An 11811-nucleotide genomic window follows, 5' to 3' on the forward strand; every position below is an offset into this window, starting at 1 on the left:
CTGATCGCGGTCGCGGGTTGTGTGGCGCAGGCCGAGGGCGAGGAAATCATGGCCCGTGCCCCGGCGGTTTCGATGGTGGTCGGCCCGCAGGCCTATCACCGCCTGCCCGCCATGGTTGCAGCGGCGGTGCAAGGCCGTCGCAGCACCGATACCGAGATGCCGGCGGACGCCAAATTCGCCGCCCTTCCCAAGCGCCGCAAGGCCCCGCCGAGCGCCTTTCTCACGGTCCAGGAAGGGTGCGACAAATTCTGCACCTATTGCGTGGTTCCCTATACCCGCGGTGCCGAAATCTCGCGTCCTTACAGTGCGTTGATTGAGGAAGCTCAACGCCTGCTGGAGGCTGGTGCGAGCGAGCTCACGCTCCTGGGCCAGAACGTCAATGCGTGGCATGGCGAGGACGCGAAAGGCCGCGCGATCGGCCTCGACGGATTGATAAGAGAATTTGCCAAACTACCGGAATTAAAGCGAATCCGCTACACCACCAGCCATCCGAACGACATGACGGACGGGCTCATCGCCGCGCATGGCGAGATCGACAAGCTGATGCCCTATCTGCACCTGCCGGTGCAGAGCGGCTCCGACCGGGTGCTGAAGGCAATGAACCGCAGCCATACCGCGGAGAATTACCTCCGGCTGCTCGAACGGGTCCGCGCCGCGCGGCCCGATATTGCGCTGTCGGGCGATTTCATCGTCGGCTTCCCGGGCGAGACCGGCGCCGAGTTCGAGGAGACGCTGCAGTTGGTCGATGCGGTCGGCTATGCTCAGGCCTACAGTTTCAAATATTCCGCCCGCCCCGGCACCCCGGCCGCGACCATGGACGGCCAGATTCCCCGCGAGGTAATGGACGAGCGGCTCCAGCTTCTGCAGGCCGCGCTCAACCGCGACCAGCTGGCGTTCAACCAGGCATCGGTCGGCAAGAGCTGCGAAGTGCTGGTCGAACGCAAGGGCAAGCATCCGGGCCAATGGCTCGGCAAGTCGCCCTGGCTGCAATCGGTGTGGTTCGCCAATGAACCTTGGGGTGAAGCGGCGATTGGTGATATGGTGCGAGTCAAACTCGCCGAAGCAGGCCCCAATTCGCTTGCCGGGCGGCTGCTCGAACCAGTGAACGCCTGAGCTTCCTCCCCCTTTATGGGGGAGGGATACGAAGGCTTGTCGGCTTGCCGACTAGCCGTAGTTGGGTGGGGGTGATCTCTCGGCAGGGCACAGCGCCTGCGGCGCAATCACCCCCATCCGAGCTCCGCCAGCTCCTTATGGAGCAAGCTTCGCTATCCTTCCCCCATCGAGGGGGAAGGGGAATGGCCCTGTTGCAGCCGGCCCACGCCTGAACGCCTTTCCACCGCAACATTTCGCGCCCAAGCTTGCCCTTGCAAATCGGCGCATTATCTTGCCGGCGAGAGACGAAAGGAGCGCATGGCTCGTAAATCCACCCGCGCCGCTAACGATGCGGCGCCATCGCATTTCGAACCGCGCGCGCGGCATCGCGCCCGGGTCGAGGTCGAATTCGACGAGCAGACCGTGCTCGGCGCCCTGTTCGGGGAATTCGACGCCAACCTTGTCCTGATCGAAAACCGGCTCGGCGTGTTCATCGGCGCGCGCGGCAACAAGGTCCAGATCGAAGGGCCCGAAGACGAGGTCGCCCGTGCCCGCGAAGTGCTGAGAGGCATGCACCAGCGGCTGCTCGAAGGACAGGAGCTCGACGCCGGGGCGATCGAGAGCCTGATCGCGATGTCGTCCGAACCCACGCTCGAAGGGATCATCTCGGGCGACGAAAAGCATCCGCCGATCATGATCCGCACCCGCCGCAAGACGATCGTCCCGCGTTCGGCGACCCAGATCGACTATATGCGCGCACTGGCGAGGGACGACATCATCTTCGCGCTCGGCCCGGCCGGCACCGGCAAGACCTATGTCGCGGTCGCCCAGGCCGTCAGCCAGCTGATTACCGGCAGCGTCCAGCGGCTGATCCTCTCGCGCCCGGCGGTCGAGGCGGGCGAGAAGCTCGGCTTCCTCCCCGGCGACATGAAGGAGAAGGTCGATCCCTATCTGCGCCCGCTCTACGACGCCTTGTTCGACTGCATGCCGCCCGAACAGGTCGAGCGGCGGCTGGCCTCGGGCGAGATCGAGATCGCCCCGATCGCGTTCATGCGCGGCCGCACGCTGGCCGACAGCTTCATCATCCTCGACGAGGCGCAGAACACCACCCGCGAGCAGATGAAGATGTTCCTCACCCGCTTCGGCCAGGGCAGCCGGATGGTGGTGTGCGGCGATCCCAAGCAGGTCGATATCCCCGGCGGCGGCACCCAGAGCGGGCTGCATGACGCGGTTGCCCGGCTCGAAGGGGTCGAGGGGATCAACATCACCCGCTTCTCCAGCGCCGATGTCGTCCGCCACCCGATCGTCGGGCGGATCGTCGAGGCCTATGAAGGGCGGGAGGGGTAAGTTCTTTTCAAATTCCTCGTCATCCCCGCGAAAGCGGGGATCCCGCTCTTTGATCGATGAAGGGCGGCTGTGTTTACATCATGAGCGACCGCTATCGCGGCGGAATCTATACAGGTGTTACGTCGGATTTGCCTTTTCGGGTAACCCGTCATCGAGAGGGCACGGGTTCCGCTTTCGTCCGCAAATATCGGCTCCACCGACTTGTGTATGTCGAATTTTACGATGAAATCGAGGATGCCATCAGGCGTGAGAAGGCTGTCAAGAAATGGCGGCGAGCGTGGAAGATCGAATTGATCGAGTCGATGAATCCCGACTGGAATGATCTGTACGATCTGTTGAATTCTTGAAGGTAGCGGGATCCCCGCTTTCGCGGGGATGACGGATGTTGGTTATGAATTTGGAAATTTCGATTGAAGACCCGTGGCCCGAAGGCGGCTGGGACGATTTGGCACAACGGGCGCTCGACGCGGCTGCCCAGGTTGCGCCGGAACTCGCCAATCCGCGGCTCGAAGCGAGCCTGCTGTTCACCTCCGACGCGCGGGTGCACGAGCTCAACCGCGACTGGCGCCAGCGCGACAAGCCGACCAATGTCCTGTCCTTCCCGATGCTGGCGCGCCAGGAATTGCTCTCGCTCGCCCCGGAAGGGCCGCCGGTCATGCTCGGTGATATCGCCCTCGCGCATGAGACTTGCGCACGTGAAGCGGCGGAAAAGGGGGTCTCGTTGCAAGACCATGCAACGCACCTGATCGTCCATGGTTTGCTCCACCTTGCCGGTTACGATCACGAGCTTTCCTCCGAAGATGCAGAGCTGATGGAGGAAATGGAAATAAAGGCGCTTGCGATTCTGGGGATAGCGGACCCATATGGTGGCGACAGGTAATCAGAGGGAAAGCACCGGGGCCATGCCCGACAGCGAGAAGTTCGACGAATCCGGCAATGGAGACGCGGACAGTAGCAGCGGCTTGTGGAAATCGATCCGCAAGCTCTTCCATGCCGACAATGGCGATACCTCGCTGCGCGCGCAGCTCGAAGAAGCAATCGACGAGCACGAGGACGAACGCGAAGACGCTGACAGCGAAGCCGGGGGGAACGACCTTTCCCAGGTCGAGCGTACGATGCTCAGGAACCTGCTCCATTTCAGCGAGCACGATGCCGACGACGTCGCCATCCCGCGCAGCGAGATCGTCGCGATCTCGACCGGTGCCAACTGGGACGACCTGGTCGCAACCTTTGCCGAGCACGGCCATTCGCGGATTCCCGTATATCGGGGAACGCTCGATGAAGTGATCGGAATGATGCACATCAAGGATGTCTTCGCGATCATCGCCGAGCGCAAGGAGCCTCCCGCGGACTGGACCACGCTGATGCGCCAGCCGCTGTATGTCCCGCAGGCTCGCAACGCACTCGACGTGCTGGCCGACATGCGTGCGCGGCGCACCCACCTCGCGGTTGTGCTGGACGAATATTCCGGCGTCGACGGAATCATCACGATCGAGGACCTGGTCGAGGAAATCGTCGGCGAAATCGAAGACGAGCACGACGAGGAGCCCGAAGCGCTGATCGTCGCGATCGCGGACGGGATGTGGGACTGCGACGCGCGCGCCGAGCTCGACGATGTCGCCGAACTGGTCGATCCCAAGCTCGCGGAAGTCGAGGAAGCGGTCGATACGCTGGGCGGCCTCGCGTTCGTGCTGGCCGGACAGGTGCCGGAGGTCGGCGCGATGCTGGCCCATCCGAGCGGCTGGACGATCGAAGTGACCGCGGGCGACGAAACCCATGTCACCCGGCTGAGGCTGCATCCGCCGAAGAAGTTGGCCGAATTGGAGGCAGGCGGAAAGTAACCGCATTTCACATTTGCGAAACCTTCGAAGAATCCCGGACCAGCGCTCGACACGAATCTGTTTTTCTGACCAAATCAGGCCTCCATGCCAACTCGACGCCTCCCCCCGCTGCGCGCGCTTGAAGCCTTTGTGCGCATTGTCCGTCTCGGCTCGGCAAGGGCGGCGGCCGACGAACTCGGCCTCAGCCCTTCGGCGCTGTCGCGTCGCGTCGCCAACCTCGAGGAGTTCGTCGGCAAGAAGCTGTTCACCAGGGCCCACCAGGCGATGAAATTGACCGAAGAAGGTCGAGCATTCTTCGAGGCGGTCAACCCCCATCTCGAGGCGCTGGCCAATGCGGTCGAAAACCAGTCGGAAAATCTCCAGCTGCTGCGCTTGCACTTGGGGGTCATGCCGCTGTTCGGGACCCAGCGGCTATTCCCGCGCCTGCCTGAATTGCGCAAGCTCCATCCGCGGCTCCATATCGACATCGATACCGGGCCGCATCTTGCCGACCGGGTGGGCGACACGCTCGATGCCGCGATCATCCTCACCAAGCAGCCCGACAAGAGCTTCCACGCGGTGCAGCTCGATCACAATACGGTCCACGCAATCTGCAGCCCGGCGCTCAAGGCGGAGATCGGACCGATCGCCGATGCGGCCAGGCTCTCGAAACAAACCTTTCTCGTCCACCACGACCTGCCCGACAGTTTCGACGCCTGGAAGGCAGCGATCGGCCTTGCAGATCTCGAACCTGCCGCGATCGACCATTTCGATTCCGGCCAGTTGCTCCTCGAAGCCGCCGCACAAGGGCTCGGGATCGCGATCATGCACGACGATCATTTCAACCGCGCCTCCGATGGCAGGCTGGCGCGGCTGTTCGATATCGAGGTCGAGAGCCCCTATTCGTACTGGTTCGTCTGCCGTCCCAAGGATCTCGACCAGCGCCCGGTACGCCTGTTTTACGACTGGATGCTCGCAACCGGGCTCTGATTGCCAGTGGAAGCCCTCTCCACTTCGTTCGCGCTGGTTGCGCTGGCCGAGATCGGCGACAAGACCATGCTGCTGGCGCTGGTCCTGGCAGCCCGGTTCCGGCAACCCGTGCCGATCGTGCTCGGCATCCTGTTCGCCACGCTGGCCAACCACTTCATCGCCGCGCTGCTCGGCGTTCACATCGCCGGACTGCTCGACGGGCCGCTTTTCCGCATTGCCGTCGCGGCCGGCTTTATAATCATGGGACTTTGGACCCTGGTGCCGGACAAATTCGAGGAGAAGGACAGGTCACGGCATGGCAATGGTGCCTTCCTGACAACGCTGATCGCCTTTTTCCTGGTCGAGATCGGCGACAAGACCCAGGTGGCGACGATCGCCCTGGGTGCGCGCTATGGCGATGCGCTGCCGGTCACTCTTGGCACCACGCTCGGCATGTTGGCCGCGAACGTCCCGGCCGTCATCCTCGGAGAGGCCCTCGTCAAGCGGCTTTCGCTGGCCCTGATCCGCTATGTCGCAGCGGCCTCATTCGTCGCTCTGGGGCTGTTCATGCTCATCCAGGCGGCGGATCTTTTCCCATAATCGCGCCGAATTCCGGCCCTGTTCGCTTTTCTGTAAGTATTTTTGCCTAGGCTCCGCCCTGCCTTGGGGAGTGCAAGAGCGTTGATAGAAATAGAAGTCCAGAACGAGACTCACCAGACGCAACAAAGGCTCAGATTTACCGCTGTGCCGCGCATAGGTGAAGGGATCAGGCTCCTTGGCCCGGATGGATTCTGGGCCTCGTATGACGTGCTCGACCTTTGGTATCAGAAGGCGGATTATGGCGATGTTTGGGTACCTTATCTCCATGTTCGCGCCACCCCTGCCGAAGCCGAGAGCGCCAGCGAGCGTCATGTCGAATTCGGACTGAGGGGGACGGACCCATTCACAATCTGATCAAGCGCACCCGGCCTCCGATGGGAGGCATGACGGTCCAGGCAGAAGAACCCGCGGAACTTCCCACTGTCCGGCAGAATTGCCTGGTGGTCGACGATTCGCGCGTCATTCGCAAAATCTCGCGCAGCATCGTGGAACGGCTGGGCTACGAGGTCATCGAAGCCGAACACGGCGCCGAAGCGCTCGAACGCTGCAAGGCCGAGATGCCGGACCTTGTCCTGCTCGACTGGGACATGCCGCAAATGTCCGGAATCGAATTCGTCGCCGCCTTGCGTGCGCTCGACGGCGGCGATGCGCCAAAGGTGGTGTTCTGCACCTCCAAGGGCGACGATGTGGCGGTCCACAAGGCCTTCGAAGCCGGAGCAAACGAATACGTCGTGAAGCCGTTCGACCAGGTTTCGCTGCTGGCGAAACTCCAGCGGATCGGCGCGGCCTGAGTCATAACTCCGCTCAGCATTGAGCTTCTCGAAGGAATTGACCGGGGAGCGGACTCCTGCCTCCGCCCCCCGGCACACAATTCCTCGCTCGAGCGCGCTTACAGTTCGAAGCGCAAACCGGCGGCAATCAGCGCCTGGTCCGACTTCACGCCCAGCGTCGCAGGCAGCAGGGTGAGCGGGATATCCGCCCGCTCGAACATCCCGCGATAGGTGAATTGCGTGAACAGGTCGACGCTCTCGGACAGTTCGAATGTCGCGCCCGCCATCGCCTGCCAGGCGAAGCCCGTATCCGAATCCTCGGCCACGGGGACTCCCGAGGGGCTGAAATTGACCTTGGTCCCCTGGAAGCCGATTCCGGCCCCGAAATAGGGCTGGAAGCTCTCGCCGGTGTTGAAGTCGTAGAAGAGGTTCGCGAACACGCCCATGGTCTTCATGTACCCCTGACCGTCCGCGATCACCTCGCCCACGGTCGGGTTCGCCGCATTGGGGGCTCCCCTGGTCAGCACTGCGACGTCGACGCTGTCGATGATCGCGCCGCCCGCGGCGAGGCTGTTATGGGTGTCGACGCCCGAACGGGCATAGAACGCCTCGATTTCGGCCCGCAATCCGCTGTCGAACTTGTAGCCCAGCTGTCCGGAAAGATGGTAGCCGGTCTCGAATTCGGTGTTCCAGGCGAGCGAGGTGCCCGACGGGATCGCTCCCCAGTCCGGGGTCGAAGGGACCGTCGCGGTAAATTCGCCCTGGTTCTCGGAATCTCCGGCGAAGGTCACGCCGCCGCTCAAGCCGATATAGGTCTCGCCGGCATGGGCGGTTCCGGGAAGCGCGATCGAAGCTGCCAACGCAGCCAGAATGGATTTCTTCATGATACTCCTCGCATAGGCATTCGGGCGCTCCTGTGGCGCCAGCCTGGCGGGAGATGTCGCGCGGCCGATCCGATCTCAACCTGACACAAAGGACAGGTTTCAATAGCCTGCCTCGACCGCGATACGGATCGCTTCAGCGGTGTTGCGCACGCCCAGCGCATCCAGCAGAGCGGCGCGATGCATCTTCACGGTCCGCTCGCTCAGGTCCAGGTCATGGGCGATCTGCTTGTTCAGCCTGCCTTGGGCGATTTCCATCAGCACTTCGCGCTGTCTCGGGCTGAGTTGACCGATCAGGTCATAGGCGCGCCTGCGCCTGGGATCGCTGGCGCGCACATCGTCGCCCGACAATTCGACCTGTGAGCCGATGTAGTAGGCCAGTTCCCCGGCATCGTCGAAGATCGGCGAAACCATCACAGCGTTGCGAAACGGCCGCCCATCCTTCCGATAATTAAGGATTTCCACCATGGCGGGTTGTCGACGGACAATCGCGGTGCGCAGCGCTTCGGTAAGCCACGGTTCGGTTTCCGGACCTCGCAGGAAGCGGCAATTGCGGCCGATGATCTCATCGCGCAGATAGCCGGTCAGCGCGACAAAGGCGTCGTTGCATTCGATGATCGGATTGTCCGGCAGGCGGGGATCGCTCACCACCGCGGCAATCGAACTGTTGGCGATAAGTTCAGCCGGCCGCATTCTCCAAAAATAGCCAGATCGCGAAAGCTGGCAAGGGCGGGAGACATTCCCCGCCCCGTTGCCGGTCGATCAGCTCACCACCGCTTTCGAAATCCTGCCCGGATTGGCCGGCGGCTCGCCCTTGGGCAGCGCGTCGACATGTTCCATCCCGCTCTCGACCACGCCCCACACGGTATATTGCCGGTCGAGGAATGTCGCATCGTCGAGGCAGATGAAGAACTGGCTGTTGGCGCTGTCGGGCACTGCGGTGCGGGCCATCGAACACACCCCGCGGACATGCGGCTCGGCATTGAATTCGGCCTTGAGATCGGGCTTGTCGCTGCCGCCCATCCCGGTACCGGTCGGATCGCCGCCCTGCGCCATGAACCCGTCGATCACGCGGTGGAACACCACCCCGTCGTAAAAGCCTTCCTGCGCCAGCTCGATGATCCGCGCGACATGGCCGGGCGCGAGGTCCGGGCGCAGCCTGATCACGACATCGCCGCTATCGAGGGTAAGGGTCAGCTTTTCATCGGCCATCGGGCAATCTCCTTGTGTTGCGCGCTCCTATAGGGTTTGCAGGCGATAAGTCACCCCGTCTGCTTGCTTTTGCGCAGGTCAGGCATAGGAGAGTGCCATGTCAGCGGACGATCTCGACGAACTGGAACGCAATGCCGAGCTTCCGGCGGAGGAAGAGAGCGAGCGGTTCGACGAGGAAGACCGGCTCAAGCCCGAATATGTGAAAGCGGTGGTCGAAGCGCTCGACGAGGGCGATGGAGCCAAGGCCTATGAGCTGGTCGAGCCGCTCCACCCGGCGGATGTAGCCGACCTGTTCGAACTGCTCGAGCGTGAGCAGAGGCGCGAGCTCGCCACCGCGATTTCCGATTTGATGACGAGCGAAGTGATCGCCGAACTCAACGATCACGTGCGCGAGGACATGGTCGAGGCGCTCCCGCCCGAGGCGGTAGCCGAGATCGCCGAACAGCTCGACACCGACGACGCGGTCCAGATGATCGAGGACCTCGACGAGGAAGACCAGGCCGCCGTCCTCGCCGAAATGGACCCGGAAGACCGCGCGGCGATCGAAAGCGCGCTGTCCTATCCCGAAGAGACCGCCGGACGGCTGATGCAGCGCGAGCTGATCGCGGTGCCCGAGCACCTCACGGTCGGCGATTTGATCGATTATTTGCGCGAGCATGACGAGCTGACCACCGAATTCTGGGAAGTGTTCATCGTCGATGCCAAGCACCACCCGGTTGGCACCTGCCAGCTCAGCTGGATCCTGCGCACCCCGCGCCACATCGCCTTGCGCGACGTGATGAAGCACGACCAGACACTGATCCCGGTGACGATGGACCAGGAGGAAGTCGCACTGCGGTTCCAGCGCTACGCGCTGATCTCCGCCGCGGTGGTCGACGAGGACGGCCGGCTGGTCGGCCAGATCACGGTCGACGATATCGTCCACATCATCCAGGAAGAGGCCGAAGAAGACACCATGCTGCTTGCCGGTGCCGGCGATGGCGACATCAACGAACCGATCCACGAGGCCTATGGCGCGCGCGTGCGCTGGCTGGTCGCCAATCTCGGCACCGCGCTCGTGGGCAGCGCGATCATCTTCGCCTTCGGCGCGGCGATCGAGCAGCTCGTGGCGCTGGCGGTGCTGATGCCGATCGTTGCGTCGATCGGCGGCAATGCCGGGACCCAGACCATGGCGGTGGCGGTGCGCGCGATCGCGATGAACCAGCTCACCCGGTCGAACACAAGCCGGATCCTGTGGCGCGAAATCCGCGTCGCGCTGCTCAACGGCCTGACCGTCGCGGTATTGATCGGGGTGGGCACGGCGTTGCTGTTCACGCCCCCGCTTGGCGCGGTGATCGCGCTGGCAATGCTGATCAACATCGTCACCGCCGGGCTCGCCGGGGTGCTGGTGCCGGTGATTTTCGACCGGCTGCGGGTCGATCCTGCCGTCGCCAGCAGCGTGTTCGTGACCATGATCACCGATTCGATGGGGTTCTTCGCCTTCCTCGGGCTGGCAGTGGCGGGCGGGCTGGTCGGCTAGCGGATAGCGACCGGGTTGATCACGGCCTGGACCGAGCCTTCGAACCGCGGAGCGCCCAGGACGAACAGGAATTCGGTAACTTCGTCTGCCGCCAGTTCGCGCGTATCGAGCGTTTCGAGGATATAGACTCCGTATTCGGCGATCAGCAGCTGGTGGACGGGAATGAACTGTCCCTCAGGCTGCGTCGCGGTTTCCAGCCCCGGAGTATCGGAGCCGACTGCGACTACGCCGAGCTCGGCCAGATAGCGCGCGCCATCGGTATCGATGCCTGGTTGGTTGGCGATGAAGGTCTCGGGATCCCCGATCATGTCGAGCCAGCCCGTATGAAACAGCACGACATCGCCCTTCCCGATCGTGACGCCCTGATCTGCCGCGGCCGCGCGAATATCTCCGGAATCGAAGCTGGCTCCCGGTTCCAGCCGGTCGACGCCGAAATGCCGCGTCATGTCGATCAGCACGCCGCGGGTCGCAATCGCGGGAATTTCGGCGGCACTGAGCCCGCGAAGTCCCTTTTCGTCGAATATCTCCTCCGCGCGAACGCCTCCGAAATGCACGCCATCCGTCCCGACATGGCCGAGGCCGTCGATCTGCGAGCCGATACCGAGATAAGTGTTGACCCTGTCATCATGGCCAGAGACCCTGTTCGAGCCATTGGTACCGAGATCGATGATTTCGATTTCATAGCTCCTGCCCGGATAGGCCGGCGTGTCGTAACCGGTTACAAGTCCCAGCCGGTAGGTCTTGCCTTCCTTCACCAATTGCGCCGCGGCACGTGTGGCTTCCTGGCTGAGATTGGCCGCCCCACCAGTGAGTTCCGGAACCGCTTCGTGATGTTCCGCCGACGCCGCTGTTGCATGCAGAGCGGCGGCAGCGCAGGCCGCCATGGCAGCATTTCTCATCCTGGTTCTCCTCTCCTCGAAGGGCCGACGATGCCGTGCCCACCGGCACCAGACAAGACATTCCTCCTCGTAATCGCGATAAATTGGACTAGGTTTCGAACATGCCGCTGCATATGACCAAGATCGCCTATGGCGCGAAATCGCTCGAAGAGATGCATTCCTGGTTCGAAGGGCGCGAGGGCAAGGAAGTGCGCCTCACCACCCGCTACCTGCCCAAGCGGCACGAGGAAATGCAAGGCGGCTCGCTCTACTGGATTTTCGACCATGCGATCGTCGGGCGTTCGCCGATCATCGGTTTCGAGCAGCGCGAGGACAATGGCCGCTGGTGGATCAGGCTCGAACCGCAGCTGATCCCGGTCGAACCGCGCGCGCGCCGCGCGCACCAGGGCTGGCGCTATCTCGAAGCCAAGGACGCCCCGCCCGATTACGGCACTGGCGAGCTGCGGGGCGATGTCTTGCCCGGAACGCTGGTCAAGGAACTGGCGAAGCTCGGATTGGTGTAGGCGCCACCACTCACAAACTTGCGCAGGTGTTCAGCGCCGGCCCGATCGTGAGGGCCGCGTCGGCCAGCGAGGCCAGGCCGACCGGCGTTCCGCTGACGCTGACCTTAACTGCGTAGTCGCGATATTCGTCGCGCATAAGCTGTTCGAGCAGCCCCGTGCCTTCAAGGTAGGACTGGAAGAAAGTTCCCTCACGGTTGCT

15 protein-coding genes are annotated in these 11811 nt (G+C 63.0%); 10 read left to right on the forward strand and 5 right to left on the reverse strand.

Features of this window, described 5'->3' with window-relative positions; all coding sequences use genetic code 11:
- The 8 genes from miaB to AC16XC_RS02030 form a co-directional block, all read left to right on the forward strand.
- A partial coding sequence (gene miaB / locus AC16XC_RS01995; RefSeq protein WP_484032960.1) for a tRNA (N6-isopentenyl adenosine(37)-C2)-methylthiotransferase MiaB occupies nucleotides 1-1113 on the forward strand: 1113 nt, incomplete at its 5' end.
- 297 nt (nucleotides 1114-1410) lie between these two features.
- Nucleotides 1411-2439, forward strand: a complete 1029-nt coding sequence (locus AC16XC_RS02000; protein WP_484032961.1) for a PhoH family protein — start codon at nucleotides 1411-1413, stop codon at nucleotides 2437-2439.
- Nucleotides 2440-2495: 56 nt separating this feature from the next.
- Nucleotides 2496-2786 (forward strand): GIY-YIG nuclease family protein, encoded by a 291-nt coding sequence (locus AC16XC_RS02005; RefSeq protein WP_484032962.1) that lies wholly within the window; start codon nucleotides 2496-2498, stop codon nucleotides 2784-2786.
- Between the two features lie 44 nt (nucleotides 2787-2830).
- On the forward strand, nucleotides 2831-3319 hold the full coding sequence (gene ybeY, locus AC16XC_RS02010) for an rRNA maturation RNase YbeY (RefSeq protein WP_484032963.1): 489 nt from the start codon (nucleotides 2831-2833) through the stop codon (nucleotides 3317-3319).
- Between the two features lie 22 nt (nucleotides 3320-3341).
- Nucleotides 3342-4280 carry a hemolysin family protein gene (locus AC16XC_RS02015; RefSeq protein ID WP_484032964.1) on the forward strand — a complete coding sequence of 313 codons (939 nt, stop codon included), beginning with the start codon at nucleotides 3342-3344 and terminating at the stop codon, nucleotides 4278-4280.
- A gap of 84 nt (nucleotides 4281-4364) precedes the next feature.
- The gene (locus AC16XC_RS02020) at nucleotides 4365-5249 is read left to right on the forward strand and encodes a LysR substrate-binding domain-containing protein (RefSeq protein ID WP_484032965.1); all 885 of its coding nucleotides are present in this window, start codon (nucleotides 4365-4367) and stop codon (nucleotides 5247-5249) included.
- A gap of 6 nt (nucleotides 5250-5255) precedes the next feature.
- Complete coding sequence (locus AC16XC_RS02025) at nucleotides 5256-5828, forward strand: TMEM165/GDT1 family protein (protein WP_484032966.1); 573 nt, start codon at nucleotides 5256-5258, stop codon at nucleotides 5826-5828.
- Nucleotides 5829-6202: 374 nt separating this feature from the next.
- Nucleotides 6203-6619, forward strand: a complete 417-nt coding sequence (locus AC16XC_RS02030) for a response regulator (protein WP_484032967.1) — start codon at nucleotides 6203-6205, stop codon at nucleotides 6617-6619.
- A 98-nt stretch (nucleotides 6620-6717) separates the two neighbouring features.
- On the opposite strand, the gene AC16XC_RS02035 is transcribed toward AC16XC_RS02030, so the two are convergent.
- From AC16XC_RS02035 to AC16XC_RS02045, 3 genes are all read right to left on the reverse strand, one after another.
- Nucleotides 6718-7482, reverse strand: a complete 765-nt coding sequence (locus tag AC16XC_RS02035; RefSeq protein WP_484032968.1) for an outer membrane protein — start codon at nucleotides 7480-7482, stop codon at nucleotides 6718-6720.
- Nucleotides 7483-7581: 99 nt separating this feature from the next.
- Nucleotides 7582-8172 (reverse strand): LuxR C-terminal-related transcriptional regulator, encoded by a 591-nt coding sequence (locus tag AC16XC_RS02040; protein WP_484032969.1) that lies wholly within the window; start codon nucleotides 8170-8172, stop codon nucleotides 7582-7584.
- Between the two features lie 69 nt (nucleotides 8173-8241).
- Nucleotides 8242-8691: a peptidylprolyl isomerase gene (locus AC16XC_RS02045; RefSeq protein WP_484032970.1), complete on the reverse strand. Its 450-nt coding sequence runs from the start codon at nucleotides 8689-8691 to the stop codon at nucleotides 8242-8244.
- Nucleotides 8692-8788: 97 nt separating this feature from the next.
- On the opposite strand from AC16XC_RS02045, the gene mgtE reads away from it, so the two are divergent.
- Nucleotides 8789-10210, forward strand: coding sequence for a magnesium transporter (gene mgtE / locus AC16XC_RS02050; protein ID WP_484032971.1), 1422 nt, complete (start codon nucleotides 8789-8791; stop codon nucleotides 10208-10210).
- On the opposite strand, the gene AC16XC_RS02055 is transcribed toward mgtE, so the two are convergent.
- Nucleotides 10207-11109 (reverse strand): cyclase family protein, encoded by a 903-nt coding sequence (locus AC16XC_RS02055; protein ID WP_484032972.1) that lies wholly within the window; start codon nucleotides 11107-11109, stop codon nucleotides 10207-10209. The two genes, mgtE and AC16XC_RS02055, sit on opposite strands and share 4 nt — an antisense overlap.
- A 101-nt stretch (nucleotides 11110-11210) precedes the next feature.
- Between AC16XC_RS02055 and AC16XC_RS02060 the strand changes: the two genes are divergently transcribed.
- Nucleotides 11211-11612 (forward strand): DUF1489 family protein, encoded by a 402-nt coding sequence (locus tag AC16XC_RS02060; RefSeq protein ID WP_484032973.1) that lies wholly within the window; start codon nucleotides 11211-11213, stop codon nucleotides 11610-11612.
- Between the two features lie 10 nt (nucleotides 11613-11622).
- Here the strand turns inward: AC16XC_RS02060 and AC16XC_RS02065 are convergent.
- A partial coding sequence (locus tag AC16XC_RS02065; protein ID WP_484032974.1) for a hypothetical protein occupies nucleotides 11623-11811 on the reverse strand: 189 nt, incomplete at its 5' end.

Source organism: Candidatus Andeanibacterium sp. (assembly GCF_057143545.1).